The organism is Lacrimispora xylanisolvens (assembly GCF_002934545.1).
Lineage (GTDB): Bacteria > Bacillota > Clostridia > Lachnospirales > Lachnospiraceae > Lacrimispora > Lacrimispora xylanisolvens.
Map to the genome: position 1 here is coordinate 143,818 of NZ_PTJA01000002.1, position 17,147 is coordinate 160,964.

The 17,147-nt window shown below is 38.3% G+C and carries 15 protein-coding genes; 14 read left to right on the top strand and 1 reads right to left on the bottom strand.

What is annotated here, in order from left to right:
• Positions 1-14 precede the first annotated feature (14 nt).
• Positions 15-1,556, bottom strand: a complete 1,542-nt coding sequence (locus tag BXY41_RS03990) for a class I SAM-dependent methyltransferase (RefSeq protein ID WP_104434914.1) — start codon at positions 1,554-1,556, stop codon at positions 15-17.
• Between the two features lie 273 nt (positions 1,557-1,829).
• Between BXY41_RS03990 and BXY41_RS03995 the strand changes: the two genes are divergently transcribed.
• The 14 genes from BXY41_RS03995 (at position 1,830) to BXY41_RS04065 (ending at position 16,790) form a co-directional block, all read left to right on the top strand.
• Positions 1,830-3,353 carry a flotillin family protein gene (locus BXY41_RS03995; protein WP_104435623.1) on the top strand — a complete coding sequence of 508 codons (1,524 nt, stop codon included), beginning with the start codon at positions 1,830-1,832 and terminating at the stop codon, positions 3,351-3,353.
• Between the two features lie 214 nt (positions 3,354-3,567).
• Entirely contained in the window at positions 3,568-5,292 is a 1,725-nt protein-coding gene (locus tag BXY41_RS04000) for a contractile injection system protein, VgrG/Pvc8 family (RefSeq protein ID WP_104434916.1), read from the top strand.
• A gap of 13 nt (positions 5,293-5,305) precedes the next feature.
• Positions 5,306-5,515, top strand: coding sequence for a hypothetical protein (locus tag BXY41_RS04005; protein WP_146088549.1), 210 nt, complete (start codon positions 5,306-5,308; stop codon positions 5,513-5,515).
• A 10-nt stretch (positions 5,516-5,525) separates the two neighbouring features.
• Complete coding sequence (locus tag BXY41_RS04010; RefSeq protein WP_104434920.1) at positions 5,526-6,140, top strand: hypothetical protein; 615 nt, start codon at positions 5,526-5,528, stop codon at positions 6,138-6,140.
• Positions 6,127-6,636, top strand: a complete 510-nt coding sequence (locus BXY41_RS04015; RefSeq protein ID WP_104434922.1) for a hypothetical protein — start codon at positions 6,127-6,129, stop codon at positions 6,634-6,636. Before BXY41_RS04010 ends, BXY41_RS04015 begins: the two co-directional genes overlap by 14 nt.
• A 6-nt stretch (positions 6,637-6,642) precedes the next feature.
• Positions 6,643-7,794 carry a PAAR-like protein gene (locus tag BXY41_RS04020; RefSeq protein WP_104434924.1) on the top strand — a complete coding sequence of 384 codons (1,152 nt, stop codon included), beginning with the start codon at positions 6,643-6,645 and terminating at the stop codon, positions 7,792-7,794.
• Between the two features lie 2 nt (positions 7,795-7,796).
• Complete coding sequence (locus BXY41_RS26985; RefSeq protein WP_242980033.1) at positions 7,797-10,541, top strand: deaminase domain-containing protein; 2,745 nt, start codon at positions 7,797-7,799, stop codon at positions 10,539-10,541.
• A 23-nt stretch (positions 10,542-10,564) separates the two neighbouring features.
• On the top strand, positions 10,565-10,891 hold the full coding sequence (locus tag BXY41_RS04030) for a hypothetical protein (protein ID WP_104434926.1): 327 nt from the start codon (positions 10,565-10,567) through the stop codon (positions 10,889-10,891).
• 993 nt (positions 10,892-11,884) lie between these two features.
• A complete protein-coding gene (locus tag BXY41_RS04040) occupies positions 11,885-13,111 on the top strand; it encodes an IS110 family RNA-guided transposase (RefSeq protein WP_104434930.1) in 1,227 nt (408 codons plus the stop codon).
• Positions 13,112-13,258: 147 nt separating this feature from the next.
• Positions 13,259-13,732: a hypothetical protein gene (locus BXY41_RS04045; protein ID WP_104434932.1), complete on the top strand. Its 474-nt coding sequence runs from the start codon at positions 13,259-13,261 to the stop codon at positions 13,730-13,732.
• On the top strand, positions 13,732-14,199 hold the full coding sequence (locus BXY41_RS04050; RefSeq protein ID WP_104434934.1) for a hypothetical protein: 468 nt from the start codon (positions 13,732-13,734) through the stop codon (positions 14,197-14,199). Before BXY41_RS04045 ends, BXY41_RS04050 begins: the two co-directional genes overlap by 1 nt.
• 763 nt (positions 14,200-14,962) lie before the next feature.
• The gene (locus BXY41_RS04055; protein WP_146088550.1) at positions 14,963-16,135 is read left to right on the top strand and encodes a DUF4234 domain-containing protein; all 1,173 of its coding nucleotides are present in this window, start codon (positions 14,963-14,965) and stop codon (positions 16,133-16,135) included.
• Between the two features lie 107 nt (positions 16,136-16,242).
• Positions 16,243-16,593 carry a DUF3796 domain-containing protein gene (locus tag BXY41_RS04060; RefSeq protein ID WP_104434938.1) on the top strand — a complete coding sequence of 117 codons (351 nt, stop codon included), beginning with the start codon at positions 16,243-16,245 and terminating at the stop codon, positions 16,591-16,593.
• On the top strand, positions 16,584-16,790 hold the full coding sequence (locus BXY41_RS04065) for a helix-turn-helix transcriptional regulator (protein WP_104434940.1): 207 nt from the start codon (positions 16,584-16,586) through the stop codon (positions 16,788-16,790). Before BXY41_RS04060 ends, BXY41_RS04065 begins: the two co-directional genes overlap by 10 nt.
• The last annotated feature ends 357 nt before the right edge of the window (positions 16,791-17,147 follow it).

Below are 17,147 nucleotides of genomic sequence, written 5' to 3' on the forward strand. Positions count from 1 at the left end.
TTTTTTTGCAATTCTTATTTTTTTCTTGCTCTGATTAAATATTGGTAAGTGGTAAATGCGTCCATACCGCTGGAACTGATCGCGCACAGCTGTTCAATAAGCTTTTGCTGCTCCGGAGTAATATAGATCCGGGTCACACCAATATCTTCAATCTGGTAACCAGTCTGGGAAAACATCCGTACAATCTCATTCTTGGTGAAGAAACGAAGATGGGTTTTATCCAGAATCCCGCTGTCTTCATAAGTCCAGTATCCGTTCAGCAGATTGCTGACAATTGAGATATGCATGATGTTTGGGATACTGGCAAGTATAGCGCCTCCTGGTTTTAAATACCGTTTCATATTTTCCAGCACAGTGGCAGGTTGATGAAGGTGCTCCAATACATCTCCAAAGATAATATAGTCAAAGTACCCATCCTCATAATCCAGGGTTTCCTCCACATTTCCCTGAGTGACAGGAAAGAGAAGGGAAGAGATATTCCAGGAACCTTCATCCAGCTCGATTCCGTGGAGGGTTGATTTGGGATATTTATTTTTAAGGGCAAGCAGGGAGGCACCGCAGGCACAGCCCACATCTAATACATTTATGGGCGTGTCAGCAGGATCTTTGATTAATGCCAGAATATCAGGACGTGGGAATAGAGAATAATTCAGCCGCACGTTCCATTTTTCATAGAAATGGTTGTAATCATACCAGCGGGCCTGATTGCTCTGCTCTAGACCAAAAGTATAAACATATCCATGATGGCATAAATAGGTGATCTTTTTTAATTTAAGAAGCTGAAAAGAAAAATCTTTTTGTGATACTTCCTGGGTAAGATAATTTTTATCAAATCCCGCCGTTTTATCAAAGACATCTCTTCGTATAAGGATAGTACAGCAGGAAGGGATCAGAACCGGATCCATTTGCTCGTCACCAGGAAGGTTATGTTCATCAGCATAAACGCTGGCCCGGTCAATGGGAGTAATAAAATCAGTCAGTCCAAAAACAACCCCGTTGGTAACCCCATTGACTGCACCAATGGATTCATCCTTATAAAGAGACATACGCAGCTGGAACATTGCGTGGGGAAGCAAGACGGATCCCTTGCCAAGGGCTAATAAATCCTCTTGTTTCTCTGTTTGTTCACAGGCTTTATTAAATGCTGCCCCAGGTGTCAGTCCTTTTACAGAAACAAGTTTAATTTCCTTTTGCTCTTTCAGCCATTCCGTGACTTCCATAGATACTTCTTCATCTGAAACTATTATGGTTTTAACATCTTCCCTGCTTAAGACACATGTCTGAAGGATGGCTTTCATCATATTTAAATCAGGGACAGAGGGGATTATGAGGGCGGCTTTTGGCAATTCATTTAAATGCGACTCTTCCCAGTCTTTTATTACTTCTGTCAGCCGGTTTGTATCCTCTTTACTGCTGCACAGGAACAGGCTGTGAGCGTAGCAGAGATAGGCCCGTTTAAGATTGCCATTCTGGTGATAATATTTCCCCATTTCTTCATAACTTTTATAATTCCGGCTGTTTTTTGCAGCCTCTAGATGTAGATCCTGAATATTCATGAAGACTCCTTTCAAAAAATCCTGACTGAATCATATAAGCGCTCTCATATCAGTATATTCCGCTGGTACATGCCAGCGTGATGAATCCATATGGTGCTACGTAATTAATAAAAATAGTGTGAAAGAAAAACTAAAATTCCGATAACTTGTTAAGGAAAGCTTAAGTATTGTTGAATTGAAACAAAGAATTTTGTTTGTTATAATAAATAAGACTGTATTTTACAAACAGTTTAAAATATTACACCAAAAGAAGGGGGAAAGAATATGACGACTATGAGTTTATTTTCCACAATTATTGCCGTTATTCTGATAGCAGGCATCCTGGGGATCCTGATGTCTGGGTATGTAAAGGCTCCGCCAGATATGGCATTTATTATTTCCGGATTAAGAAGAAAGACGGTGATTGGAAAAGCCAGTATCAAGATTCCGTTTCTTGAGCGGCTGGACCGGTTGAGTTTAAAATTAATACCCATTGATGTTAAAACATCCAACGCAGTTCCTACCGCGGATTATATTAATATTCAGGTAGATGCTGCTGTTAATGTAAAAATAAGCAGTGATCCAAACAGACTTTCTTTAGCAGCACAGAACTTTTTAAATCAGGATACCGAATACATAGGCCGGATTGCGAGAGAGGTTTTAGAAGGAAACATGCGTGAGATTGTGGGACGCATGAGACTGGAAGAGATGGTCAGCGACCGTATAAAATTTGCGGAGCTGGTAAAAGAAAATGCCATGCCGGACCTTGCGGCTATGGGACTTGATATAGTCAGCTTTAATGTACAGAATTTCTCTGATGCCAATGGTGTTATTGATGACCTTGGTATTGACAATATCTCACAGATCAAGAAAAAGGCAGCCATTGCAAAAGCAGAAGCGGATAAAGAAATAGCCATTGCAAAAGCCGCCGCAGATAAGCAGGCCAATGATGCGAGAATTAATTCGGAGCGTGAAATTGCGATCAAAAATAATGAGCTTGATCTTCAGAAGTCTGACTTAAAGAAGCATGCAGATGTTAAGAAAGCAGAGGCAGATGCGGCATACCAGATTCAGCAGGAAGAGCAACGTAAAACCATTGAGGTCACATCCGCAGATGCTGATATTGCCAAGCAGGAAAAAGAAGTTCTGATTAAGCAGAAGGAAGCCGAGGTTATGGAAAAGGCCCTTGATGCAGAAATCAGAAAGAAGGCGGAAGCAGACAAATTCGCCAGACAGCAGAAGGCAGAAGCTGAGCTTTATGAACGCCAGAAAAACGCGGAAGCAAAGCGTTTTGAAAAGGTTCAGGAGGCAGAAGCCCAGAAGGCAAGTGCAGAAGCTGAGCGTTACTCAAAAGAGCAGGAAGCCCAGGGAATTCGTATGGTGGGTGAAGCGGAAGCGGAAGCCATCAAGGCAAAGGGGCTTGCAGAAGCAGAAGCCATGGAAAAGAAAGCCCAGGCTTACCAGCAGTATAACAATGCGGCTGTAGCTGAAATGATCATTAAGGTATTACCGGAAGTAGCAGGAAAGATTGCAGAACCCCTTTCCCAGATTGATAAGATCACCATCATCGGAGGCGGTGAAGGCGGCAGTCTTGATTCCGTATCCGGCAATGTTCCGGCAGTTATGGCAAAGCTGTTTGAATCCATGAAGGAAACAACCGGAATTGATTTAGGCGACATTGTTAAGGCAGGGACCTATGATGCGAAGGTAAACCGGAATATTAATATTACGGGAGTGCCGGAGATTACTATTAAGCCGGAAGAAAAGACGGTGGTGCAGAAGACAGATGAAGTAATAGATACAGAACCAACAGTATAATGTAAATTGCGGTATCGGAGAAAAATCTCTGGTACCGCTTTTTTGTGCCCTGAATAGACATAACCTTACCAAAAATTACATGTAGAGCGTTATTTATTACATAATGCCCAAAAATGTTACAATATAAGATATAATAATTTAAAATATATCATTTTGTAATTATAAAAATTACTGTAATTTAATGTTGAAGTAATTTTAAGAAGGAGGAAATTTTATGACAGAATATATAAACGTAAAAATTATGTTAAATTCCCAAGAAATATTTTTAATTAATCCCATAATAAATATTCAAAAAAATGCAGGAGATCATACAAAGCTGAAAATACAGGGAGTTGTCAGGGAGAATAGCTATCGTCAGCTTATTATTGCTGACACAAGAACTGATGTGCAGGTACAACTCTCAGGTCAGCCTGAAAATCTTTTCTGGGGTATCGTAACTCACATCGATATTCAGGTTAGTGTATCTGAAGGAAAGCAATACCAGGAACTATATTTGGAGGCAAGGTCATTTAGCAGCTTGCTGGATAAAAATAAACAGTATCGTTCCTTTCAAAAGCAGAATGCCTCATATAAAGAAATTATTGAATTTATTATAAAAGATTACCAGGGATCCAATTACATAATAAACCCTGAACTGACAGAAAAATTTTTAAACCGTTTTACAGTGCAATACAATGAGACAGACTGGGAATTCCTTAAGAGGATAGCCTCCTTTCTTCATGTCCCGTTAGTAGCGAGTCATAATACGAAAGGAGCAAAATTTACATTTGGAGTGATCTGGAAAACTAAGGTATTCGAAATCTCCAAGGAGGATGAGTGTCAGGTAGAGATTATACATAGCTCTATTAATAAATCAGAGACAGCAGAAGATGATTATCAGGGAGAGCAACAGTATTTTAAATGGAAGGTAGATAGTACGGAAACTCCCGTCTTTGAAGTAGGTGACTGTGTACTCTATAAGGGAATTAGATGTTACGTTAAGAAAGCAGATGTGGCAATACAAAACCATATAATTACACAGGTGTGTTATCTATATGGTAAAAAAGGATTTTATGCTCCGGAAGAACGAAATAAGTTTATAACAGGTCTATCGCTTCCTGGAAGTGTAAAAGAGGTGAAGAATAATCAAATAAAGGTATCTCTTGATATTGATGCGTCAAATGAGAACGAATGCTGGTTTCTTTACTCCACTTTTTATTCCACATTTTATTGCATGCCAGAGAATGGAGATCGAGTAAACTTATATTTTCCAGATAATATAGAGAATCATGCTTTTGTATTGAATTCCGTCAGAACAGTTCCGCAAAAGGCTGTGAATGAATCCGCATCTCAAAAGACAGATGATACTTCTGGAGATGCTGGTAAGCAGGCAGGAACTAATTCTGTTAAACAGATGCAGGGAACGGAAGGGACAGAAATAGACATTTCACCAATATTGGAAATGCTGGCCAATCCTCAAAACGGAAAGCTTATCAATGCTTCTGTTACCTATAAGGAAAACATTGATGGGGCATCTATCCAGCAGCAAGGACAGGCAGAAAATCATGGTGGGAATGCCCAAAGAGGTATGGGGGGGACCTCTGGAAGAGCAGCAAAAAGTGCTCAGCCTAATTATGACTTCGAGACCCTGGCTGCGAATGAAAACACAAAGGTTCTATGTACAAAAGGAGGGAAAATGGTGATTTTAGATGACTCAAATGGCAGTGTGTCTATCGTTTGTAATGATGGAACCTTTATTGGTTTGGCAGGTTCGAATATTACGATTACCTCCAATAATAAAATAACCTTTTATGCAGCAGAAGATATTAATTTATCAGCAGGTAAGACTCTTAACATATCAGCAAAAGAAAAGATTCAGATAAATTGTGATCAGTGTGGATTGGAAATAGTGCCTGAGAAGATAGGAATACAGGGTACGGATATAAAGATAAATGAATAAAGGAGCAAAAGAAATGGTTACGACAGGAGCAAACCCCAAACAGGCTATTATTATGTCAGAATTAAAAAATAATTTTGGAAAAAGCGTATCAAATGGAATTTTCAGTGCGGCGGGCAAGGTTTTTTTCCCGACAGGGAGCAAAATGGAAAAGGCAGTGCAGAAGGGATACTATAATATCATTCAGTCCATGGTAAGCAGTCAGTGCTATAAAGACCAGAAATAGGGGGGATCTGATGGAGAAAGCGGAAGCACTAAAGATTTTTTTAGAGAAAGATGTTAGAGAAAGATCCAGGATTTTTTTGTTAAGTTCCTTAGATGAGTTGAAAATAGAATTAAGACAGAAGAGGATAGAAGCTTTCGTAAATGATTTTCTTATATTGCTTAATGAATGTGAAAAATCAGGAGAATCTGTTCGTTATATTCAGCTCTCACTTATCCGGTCAAAGGCACTTAGCAATAAGCCTTTTTATATTTTGGAAGCATATGGAAGTCTGTTTTATCTTTCACAGCCTATTGCAGTACGTGAACTTAGTCTCGACTGGTTCTATGAAAAATTTAATGAGTTCTGCGAAGCTGTTAAGAAGGACAGCAAGAAATATATCCTTAAGATTGGAGGAATGGAATTAGACCGCATAATTCTTGCAGAACTTATTAACTGCAACAGATTACTGAAATATCTTTTGGAGGAATCTTTGGTACATATCATTAGCCTGGAAGAATTTACTAAACTTAAGCTATCGGAAGGAATTCAGATTCAGATAGGAGAATATAGAGGACCGTTTGAAGTAATTATGGTAACCAACGAGTACACGTACAATATAGGCAGGTGGTGGAATGGAATATTATAGAATCACGCAAAAGGATGACTGGTGGAATGTGATAAAACCGGAGGTTCCTTCTGTGACCGAAATATGGGAAAAATCTGAACCGTTTTTTCTTTCTGGGATATCAAAGGAACCGGACGATTATTTAATGTTTTTACCATTTTATGATGGTGATACATTTTTGATTTCAGACCCAGTTAAATATATTTGGAAAAGATACCAAAAAGGAGGCCGATACCGTCCATGTGCATTTGGAAGCGTAAAACAGAGACAAATTCTGCCCTATTGTTTTATGATGCCAAGAATTCTGGAAGCAATCCACAGTGATACAGAATATTTTAAGAATGGTGATATCAGGGAACTGGTTTTAAATAAAAAAATCATTGGTGCAAACCGGGTATTTGGCGTAAGATCTCTCAGACGCATCAGACTGATTATTTCAGCAGATGTATTGGAAGAAATGATAAGAGAAAATATAACCGGATATAACTGGTCGAAGGTTAAAATAAGTCAGGGGTGATTCGAGATGTCAAAAAAGTATGTAATAGAAGAAGCTCTTTTAAACTGTCAGTATGGGAACTGTACATGTAAATTAAAACCATGGGATGACCGTCATATTTATATTGGGGATAAGCTGATTGCCAGTGAATGTGATATTGGGAAATTGTGTAGTAATGGAATATTTGGTTCGTGCAGGAGCCCGTTTGTGGCTTCTGTAAAGCGTGAGTACAGAGACGGAATGAAGAGTCAACAGCAGTTGGTCTTATGTAATGATATACCATGTGAGATGTCTGTACGCTTACAATGGCAAAATGCGAAGGATGATGTTTTTTTTGGAGGATATAAAGCGGTACTTGATGATGGCTGGACAATTTGCGAGACGGGTTTAGGAATAATTTCCCTGGTTGATTCCGGGCAGACGCAAGAAGCACTAATCCAGGAAATGCAGGAAAGGCTTTTGCAATTAAACAGTATTGTAGATGATTATATTAGTAAGCATGGAATTTCTCCAAAACAGAAATCTGCACTCATGGATAGTGTATTGCTTTGGAATGGATATTTAGGTCAGGACATTTGCTGGGATTATAAGAGCAATGAGACTAATCGTGAATTCTGTTCTTATCTGGAAAAAACAAATCCGAATCTATTTAATTACTTTGAACGTGGTCTTTATATTGATGATGGAGAGAATGGACCTATTGATTTAAGCTATATGATGGGTGTCAATAAGGCTCTTAATGGAACGAAAGATGAATGGGAATGCGTATCCCAGACTATTGCAGAAGACAGGGGAATGTATAACGGATATTTGGAAGCATGCCGGCAGGAACGTGGAAAAAATTCCTATGAATTACTAAACAATTTCCTTAATTCTTATAGCGATCCAGATTACGATAGTTATGGAAGATACGAATCATATGTCAATTATCCGCCTCAGGATTGGAGAGACAGATATTGCCGGGATCAGGGATATGACCCGAATGAACTATCTGTTACAGAACAGAATATAGGTGTTTTACACAACATGATTACGGGAAGAATACAAAATCATATGCCATATAATCCAGAGGAAGATCCCAAATTAGGAGATATTGTACAAGAACAGTCAAGGAACGCAAATAGGGTTGCGGATGTATTTCTTGGAGCGCTGAGAGAAGATTTAAAGAAGGGGGAATGAACATGGAGATTCTGGAACAGGGAAGTCTGGAATTGATTGGGAAAGAATGCTTTGGTTCCCTGGCAGATGTAAGCCTGCAACAGAGTTTTGGGAAGCATGGTTTTTTAAAGGCGAAAGTATGGCTGAAATATGGAACAGAATGGGATGAAAACAGTAAGCAGTGGGAAGATCTGCCGATTGCACTGATTCCCAGAGGTAAGACACAGGAGCCTATTTTTTCAGGAATTGTAACCTCCTCTGCGTTTTCTCTTATTAATGGAAGACCTGTGGTAAAATTGGAGGCTTATTCCTATACAATCATTATGGATAGATTTAATAGAGATCGTTCCTTTCAACAGGAGAGTAATACATATGGCGGTTTAGTTCGCAGCATACTGTCTCCCTACCAGGCGGCATATATCTGGAATTGTGAAGGGCGTGACGAACCAGTGGGAAGATTTCTGATGCAGTATCAGGAGAGCGATTGGGAATTCTTACGCAGAGTAGCATCTATTTATGGGCATCCAATTATGCCGGAAGTACGTTTTCCAGGAGCAAAGATGTTTATCGGACTGCCTGCTGGAAGAAAAGCTCAGCCTTTGGATGCGGAACAGTACCGGATTAAAAAAAGTCTTGATAAAACCTGCAAGAACCTGGATAATAAGACTACGGGAGGCCTTTCAGAGGGACTGGAGATAGAGGTCAAAGACCGTTATGAAAATTATTTTCTTGGAGATATTATAAAATTTCTAAAAGTTCATCTGGTAGTAACAGCAAAGAATTCTTACTTAAAAGGTGGTCAATGGGTTCATGATTATAGTTTGAGACCGTCAGTAAATTGTAAAATGGAGCGGATGGACAATCTTAGGCTGGCTGGAGCAGCCATACCAGGAAGGGTACTGGGAACCTCCCTGACATCTACAATGCTTGCTTTGGATACAGATATAGAAGGAATGGTGGAGAGCTGGCATGTACAGCCGGTATATTATGCAGGTGGTGGAAAAGGCTACAGTGGACAGCCAGAGAAGGGTGACGGCCAGTACCTGTATTTTCCAACTATGCGGGAAGAAGACCGTTATATCCTGGGAGGAGCAGATGCAGGAGAAGATAGGATCACGTCTATTGTGGCTAAGGCCTCGTCAGAAGAAAAAAAGGAAGAATTAAGAAGGAAGAAATTATCGGCTGGAGGAGATGGTCAGGCAACATCCCAGCCGCTTTCAAAAACAAAGAGCTGGACAACACCTGGAAATCAGAAATTGATACTTAATGGAAGTGGAGTCAGCTTGTCAAACAAAAAACAGACAAGAGTAAGCGTTACTGGGAGTGGGATTAATATATCCAGTTCTGGAAATTTATCACTTGAGACAGGAAATATTCTGGGGTATGGCAAAAATATAGAAATGAATGCTAAGGAATATGTCTGGATTAACTGTGAAGAGAGCGGGATTCTCCTGTTACCAGAGGCAGTTCATATGAAGGCAGAAGAAATCTACATAGAAAGCCCTCAAAATGTACCCCATGAAATTGTTAGGGAAGATGCTGTTGAGAAGATTCTTGGGATCTATGAAAAATCGAAAAAGACAATACCTCCTATATATGCTTCAGATGGAAGCATAATACGAAGAGAGGGGTATGACGATATTCTTTTCAGTGAGGAGCTGTTTCACTATTTCGAAGATAATGTGTATGGTAAAGGTGAGTACGAGAATCCAATTGGGCAGCCAGTCCTGAATTTTTATGACAGTTGGCTGGACGAGACATATGGAAAATCTAAATTAAAAAAATTTTGGGAGCACATGAGCACTCTCGATGGATTCCAGGATATGCTTGATGTTGCAGGTATCATTCTAGAGCCGGCGGATCTTCTTAATTGCTTTATTTATGCGTGCCGGGGGAATGGCAAGGAAGCAGTACTTTCATTAATTTGTACAGCACCGCTGATCGGTGATCTGATAGGAAAAGGCGGCAAGGCGGTAATGGGAGCCAGTACAGATTTGGCTCTGAAGCTTGGAAAAGACGGAAAGAAGATAGTGGAAGGTCTGGAATTGGTATATAAAACTTCGTCAGACGGAGCCGCATTTTTAAGAAAACATATCGATGACGCATTGGATCTTCTAAGCAGCGGCATGCGTGGGGAAGATGGCTATAGATTGGCATTTGCGGGAGGGGGATATTTTGATGATGCTGGTAAGATAACATTTAGCATAGTTGATGATGCAGGAAATGCTTCATCTTATGTCAGGTATATTGATGATGTTATGGATGGGGCGAATAGAAGTGCTAGAAACGGAAGTACCAAAGTTGTAGCTGAGGGGACGGGTAACCTAAAAAAGAGTCTTACCGATAAAATTAATAATATAAGAGAACAAATGCCTAATAATCCACTTAAAAATAAAGGTAATATGGCTACAGCAGAGGTTGATATTCCTGGGATTAAAAAAGAGTTTAGCGCTCATAGTAAGATTAATTCCTCACTAGATAAGGGCGCAGATATAAGTGATTTTTCTTTATTGAAACCAGAAGGGGATAGAATATTTAAAACTTATGAACCAGCATCATCTACACTAACAGGTACTCCATTTGACCGATTCCATGATACAGAAGCTAAAATTTTAGAAGATATTGCTTCGCAAATAACTGATCCAAATATCTCCGGAACCATAGATTTATTTACAGAATTACCAGCTTGCCAAAGTTGTACTAATATTATTTTTGAATTTAAAAGGAAGTTTCCTAATATTAAATTAAATATTCTTACTAAGGATTAGAAATGTGAAGGGAGAATTAAGCAATGGATTTAACTTATTTAGAAATTAAAGAAGATATGCAAGATTCATTTGACAGTTTATACAAAAGAGCCAATTACACTGCAAAAGACGCATTCTATGCGACACTAGAGGATTACATAACACATGATAGTTCAACAGAAACAGAAGAGTGTTGTATTTATGTAAATTTCGCATTAATTTTAATTAATGCTGAGGAAAAAATAGAGTTTTTAAAAAATAGGCTTTTGGAATTAATAGATGATAAGAATATAAGTTTTTACAAAGAGGAACTTAATAATGACTTTAACAACTTTTATCAAGATTTAATAACACTTAAAAAATTATTATAGTATTAATTATAGGCAATTATCCTGAATTATTAAACCCCCAAATTGATAGGAATTTTAAAATCACCCCTTTTGAAGGTTTTGGTTTGAATATGCTAATGTTTAAATGGAGTCGTTCATAACCCCGTAAATCTTTTGCATAAATGAGTATTCCCTACAAGCGCAACCTCGGTTACGACCCCAATGCCAAAAATCCGACCCCGATGATAAAGTTCTCTCAGCCCGCATTGCGGGCTGATGTTAGCCGAGTCGGGGAAGTTTTTGACCCCGGCTCTTTAACCTGCATCATTTTCGACCCCATGGTTCATCCCTGCTTTTGTAGCAAAATAGAGTGAAAATATTCCAGTTCAGGAATTTATAAATGGTTGCGATTATGCGACTTGAGGGATATGAAAAACTGGTCTATATGCGACATTTTTCTGAAAAATCAACCGGAAGACGAACAGGAGGCAATAGCAATCCAAACAGTTATTAGGTGCAAAGGGAAAATCCATATTTTTCAAATTTGCCCAACGAGGTGCTTTATTGCCTGAATGGCATATATGTTCCACCAGTGGTTTTAAAGGCCACACAGGGGTGATATTTTGCGACACAGGGCAAAACGAAAGTGGTCTATTGATTCTGTTCCACCAGAAGCTTAGTCAGATCATCTACCCTATGGTTCATGGTGAACCATGAATTTACTTCAAACTGGTTCTATGGTAAAATGGTGCTGCCGGGGGTTACAGGGGGTGAAAACACTTCTTCTGTAACTCCCTTTTCTGTTTCTTTTTCTGCCGTTCCTTTCTCCTGAAACTAAATCCAGAAATGACTTGCAATCCATTCCATACAGAGTTAACATCAACAACCAATAAAAGAAATAACTTGTCCATCCACCCATTGGTTTGTTGTAGATTGGCTGTCGCCCCCTTGCGGACTCGTGAAGAGTTAACGCTGTCATCTGAGGTTGCCGGTACGGGAACTGATTGGTTGGAAGCAAGATCTGGAGGGAGAGAATTGCAAAAAAGAGAAAATTTGCTTTATGTAGGAATTGACTTGCATAAGGAAAGTCATACCGCAGTGATGGTAAACTGCTGGAATGAAAAGTTAGAGATAGTAGTGATAGAAAACAAGCCTAGTGAATTTAAAAAGCTGGCAGAAAAGGTAAAGAGAAAATCCAATCATCTTGGGCTTGAACCTATTTACGGATTGGAGAATGCATACGGCTACGGCAGAAGTTTAGCTGTCTGGCTGATTGAAAAAGGTTACATTGTAAAAGACATTAATCCAGCTCTGGCTTATGACCAGAGAAAAAGTGCACCCATGCTCCGTAAAAATGATGAGCATGATGCGTATTGTGTGGCAACGGTACTCATAAACCAGTTACATACTTTGCCAGATGCTAAGCCAAAAGATAACGAATGGACATTGGCTCAATTAGTAAATCGGAGAGATTTATTGGTGAAAGACGGTATTCGCTTTAAGAACGGACTCCATGAGCAGATATCCATAGCTTATCCCAGCTACAGTAAGTTCTTCAGCGAAATAGACGGAAAATGTGCCATGTATTTCTGGAAAACCTACCCATCCCCTGTTCACTTACAGGGAAAAACGGCAGAAGACCTAACAATCGAATTTAAGGAAATATCCCGTATTGCCAAGAAAGATAAAGCGGAGTTGATTCTGGACTGTGTTCAGAATGATGGAAATACCTTTCGGGAATATCAGGAATCCAGAGATTTTATCACAACAAGTCTGGTACGGGATTTGGAACATCAAAAAGAAGAATTAGCAGGGCTTGATAAAGAAATCGATATAATCCTGCTTAGCTTTGATTATAAACTGACCAGTATGTCAGGGATTGGAACTTCTATAGCCAGCAAGCTGATTGCAGAAATCGGAGATATTCGAAGATTTCCCAGTGCAGATAAGCTGGCAAGATTCGCGGGAGTGGCTCCTGTAAAGTTCAGTTCCGCCGGAAAAGGCAAGGAGCAAAGCTCCAGACAAGGAAACCGCCAGTTGCATGGATTGTTTTATTTCCTGGCAGTAACCATGGTATCGAAGCCAAAGAACGGAATACCCAATCATCCGGTATTTTATGATTATTACATGCGGAAAATCGGTGAAGGAAAGACAAAGTCTCAAGCGCTGGTCTGTATCATGCGCCGTTTGGTGAACATTGTGTACGGAATGATGAAAAACAAGACGGAATACCGTGAACCGATTCCAAAAGAGGAACAGTAATTTTTCTATTTAAAAACGGCACAAAGGCGTGCTATAATTTTTTTAATTGAATACGAAAATTTACCGTTAGTCGGATATCTCAGTACTCCACCTGAGGGGGCGGGTTATGCTGGTAAAAATTCTTTAAATATTGTAAAAGAAACAGATATGTTTGTAGATTATGTCAATGAATCAGGTACAGTAATAAGAGTTCCAAAACAAACACCACAATCTATTGCTGATTCAATAAGTAAGAATTTAGATAGTGCAGATATTGGAGTAAGTACAGAGGCAAAAGTAGCAGATTTCATAAAAAATAATACTGATGCCACAATAACAGATTTTGGTAATAAAATTAAGTCTTCAAATGGAAATCTTTTGGGAGATATTGATGTTGCAACAGAAAATAGTCTAATTGAAGTAAAAGCATCAATTTCATCGGTAAAAGAAAAGCAATTATATAAGTATATTGATAGTTCTAAAAATACATATATAAATACTGGAAACAAGCAGGCTATATTGTATATTGGTGAACCTATAGATATGGCTAATCCGAATAATGTGAAATTGCTAGAACGAATAAAAGATATGGGTGTTACTGTTGTTAATGATATAAATGAATTGAAAGGAATGATTAAGTAATGGGATTATCTGGAATACTGTTAAAGAAGAAGGAGAAATTTGACTTTGATAAGTTAATATATGATATCAGGTGTGCAGCTAACGAAGCAAGTATTATTTGTTTAGATGGAATGGAATATGAAAAGAATAATAATGGAACATATGAATATGTAACATTTGTTCTTAAAGATACTGAAGTGGAGACTGATAATCAGTTTATCATGTATGTGTATAATGATGTTCATAATATGGTAGATGGAATGTTTAATTTTATTGATGAGAAAAATAACTATCAGCAATGTATAAATATTGAGGATTTTAGGTCGTGTAAAATGCTCTTAAATTTTATATATGAGTATATGAAATTAAACTTGGACGACATATTTTATGATGAATTAAAATGGCATTATACATTCACGGATATTGAAAAAATAGCTAAGAGTGAGAATTTTGACTCAGAATGGTGTTATAAAAATCCACGTGAATAAAAAACTATCAGATTGATTAAAAAAAACTTAATAGTTACCAGTAGGGTCTTGGTCAATAGTTGGGGTGGGGTTCGTTTTAATTCCTATCCATTCTTGTGTGGCAGTATAAATATCTCCTGCTATGCAGGGGGAGGGATGATTTAATAGTTTAGCCCATACTAAATGGGAATGCAAGTACAGGAACATGACAGGAAAATATTATCAGATAAATAAATCCTTTCTTTTCAAATTGGTTTAAAGGAGTTAAAGTAGGGTAAAGAATCGAATTAACAAGAATTCATTATAGGGTATCTGTTAAATAAGGATAAGGTAACTGGTTACGATTTTCTGGAGCCGTTAATAACCCCGTTATTCTTTTGCATAAATGGACATTCTCTGCAAGTGCGACCCCGCTTACGACCTCAATGCCCAAAATCCGACTCCGATGAAAAAGTGCTTTCAGTCCGCATTGCGGGCTGATGTATTCCGAGACGGGAGGTTTTTGACCCCGGCTCTTTAACCTGGATCATTTTCGACCCCATGGATGGTTCATCCCTGCTTTTGAAGCAAAATAAGGCGAGTATTTACCAGTTCAGGAATTTATAAATGGTTGCGATTGTGCGACTTGAGGGATATGAAAAACTGGCCTATATGCGATATTTTTCTGAAAAAGCAACAGGAAGACGAACAGGAGGCAATAGCAATCCAAACAGTTATCAGGTGCAACGGAAAAAGCCGGTCGCCTACCTTTAACTATTATAAATGAGATGAGGAGAATTAAGTGGTGAAAAAACGTAATTACTTGATGTGTGTTTTATTGACGATATTAACTTTGGGGTTGTACGGATTTTATTGGCTTGTGCAGATTACTGACACTGTTAATGAACTTGCAAAGCCTGATAAAAAGACTTCTGGCATAAAATCTTTGCTGTTTGAACTGCTTACCTGTGGAATCTATATCTATTTTTGGTCTTGGAAAATTGGTATTGTGCTGGATCAGGAAAGGAGCAAAGCAGGGCTGCCTCCTAAAAATTTAAAGCTGTTATTTCTGATTTTGGCATTCTTTGCTTGGCCGGTTTCTATGGCATTGATGCAGAAGGAAATTAATGAAATAGGCGGTATTCCTGAGAAAAATGCTTCCTTATATGATGTGCAGCAGAACACAAGCAACAGAATAATGAGATGGATCATCTCTATAGCAGGAACTTTTGCGTCTTTATTGTTCCTACTTGTCTCCCAAATCTTGAAACTGGGATTTGTACAGAAAAAGGGTATGGGGAAGGGGGTGGGATATGGTATCACCTTATGGATAAAAGATACCTTTACATATAATCCCTTTTCCTTCAGCCTAATTCTCACAGGCATCTGCATACTGGTTATTAGCTGTTTATTTCTGGGACCATGTTATGGAAGGAAAAAAAGCAGTGTAGTCAGTATAGTTGCGATGATAGCCATGATACTCTTATCTGTGTCTCTTTTTATAAATGGTATTTATTACAAGCCGTTCTACTCTGAATTTCGTTTCCTTAGTTCTTTGTTTATATGTAATATTGTTATGATTAGCAGTATGCTGGTGGCTGGGCTAAGTGCGGCAGTATTTTGTAGTATTGAATTTATGATTTCTATATCAATAAATAAACTGCGTTCGGTTTTCCTTGCTGCAACCACAGCCTTTTTTTGGAATTACAACAGTGGGTATTACCGTTATAGTATTGCTCCAACACAGAATCTATGTAGTGCCTGGTTATTTATTTCTTTTTGGATTCCCATTCCTGTTGCTTGCAATATCGCAGCTTTCCGGATGCATAAAGAGAAACTTTTGAATCCATTCCGACTATTTTTAGTTCATACCCTGAATCATTTTTGCCCCATGGTTCATCCCTGCTTAGTCTGTTTTTATATCATACACCGAAAAAAGAGATTTGAACAGGTTGCATTTCGCTTACAAAAACTGTGACTCGCTTTACAATTAAGTCACTAAATTCACTTTATGTTGACAAGAGAATATTATAGTGATATATTTATAACATAAAGTTATAAATATATCACTATTGGAGGTCTATCATGAAAGTCAACAAACTAGGTTTTTTATCCATTCTCGCGTTGCTGGGCTTTATGGGTTTTACTGTCAGTGCACCGTTTTTTGGCTTCTTTGGTTTTGCCCAATACGTCCGATACTTTTTTGTAACACCAGATGAGATGTTTCAGCAAAATGTCACAAAAGCGGCTGGTTTTGGTTTCTTTTCCGGTGCAGGGGTTACCAGCCTTGCCATTGCCTTACACTTCCTGTTTCCAGCCATTCTGCCAGTCAATATAGCACTGATCTCATGCTATGTTGTCTCAATGGTATGTTTTACAATCAGTCTGGTAGTACTGGAAATAAATGAACAGCGGGAGATGGGAACATGGCATTAGTTACTAAAATGAGAGAATACAGAGCAAAGCTCAATTTAACCCAGGATGAACTTGCTGCACTGGTTGGAGTGAGGCGGGAGACAATAATTAATCTGGAAAAAGGAAGGTATAATCCGTCGTTAAAACTTGCCATGGATATAGCCAAAGTATTTTCTGCCACTGTGGAGGAACTATTTATCTTCCATGAAGAAGAATAAGTATGTATGAAACAGAATCTAAAAAGGATGCTCACAGCGGATGAGCGTCCTTTTTTAGTTCAATCAATGAGATTTCTTATCAATTCCCATTTATGCAGCAAAACCGCATTTATTTAACAGTTTCTTTATACTTGAAAAGTCCAGTCTCATCATTTTTCCCGTATTAATAATCCGCATATTTTTGCGTATAATTGTTAAAAAAACGTAAAAGAATGTCGAAAAATAGTTAAAATTCTGCATGTTAAATATTTAACTTGTTCAAAATAGAAAGTTTTCATATTCTTCTGGAATGGTTTTCCATATTTTGCTTTTATAAGTTAAATCTGTATAAATTGTACACAAAACAAAACATTGACA

Coding starts and splice junctions, on each gene's coding strand:
- BXY41_RS04030 (WP_104434926.1), top strand. CDS start 10,565: ATGGATTTAACTTATTTAGAAATTAAAGAAGATATGCAAGATTCATTT.
- BXY41_RS04045 (WP_104434932.1), top strand. CDS start 13,259: ATGTTTGTAGATTATGTCAATGAATCAGGTACAGTAATAAGAGTTCCA.
- BXY41_RS03990 (WP_104434914.1), bottom strand. CDS start 1,556: ATGAATATTCAGGATCTACATCTAGAGGCTGCAAAAAACAGCCGGAAT.
- BXY41_RS04020 (WP_104434924.1), top strand. CDS start 6,643: ATGTCAAAAAAGTATGTAATAGAAGAAGCTCTTTTAAACTGTCAGTAT.
- BXY41_RS04010 (WP_104434920.1), top strand. CDS start 5,526: ATGGAGAAAGCGGAAGCACTAAAGATTTTTTTAGAGAAAGATGTTAGA.
- BXY41_RS04005 (WP_146088549.1), top strand. CDS start 5,306: ATGGTTACGACAGGAGCAAACCCCAAACAGGCTATTATTATGTCAGAA.
- BXY41_RS03995 (WP_104435623.1), top strand. CDS start 1,830: ATGAGTTTATTTTCCACAATTATTGCCGTTATTCTGATAGCAGGCATC.
- BXY41_RS04060 (WP_104434938.1), top strand. CDS start 16,243: ATGAAAGTCAACAAACTAGGTTTTTTATCCATTCTCGCGTTGCTGGGC.
- BXY41_RS04015 (WP_104434922.1), top strand. CDS start 6,127: ATGGAATATTATAGAATCACGCAAAAGGATGACTGGTGGAATGTGATA.
- BXY41_RS04000 (WP_104434916.1), top strand. CDS start 3,568: ATGACAGAATATATAAACGTAAAAATTATGTTAAATTCCCAAGAAATA.
- BXY41_RS04050 (WP_104434934.1), top strand. CDS start 13,732: ATGGGATTATCTGGAATACTGTTAAAGAAGAAGGAGAAATTTGACTTT.
- BXY41_RS26985 (WP_242980033.1), top strand. CDS start 7,797: ATGGAGATTCTGGAACAGGGAAGTCTGGAATTGATTGGGAAAGAATGC.
- BXY41_RS04065 (WP_104434940.1), top strand. CDS start 16,584: ATGGCATTAGTTACTAAAATGAGAGAATACAGAGCAAAGCTCAATTTA.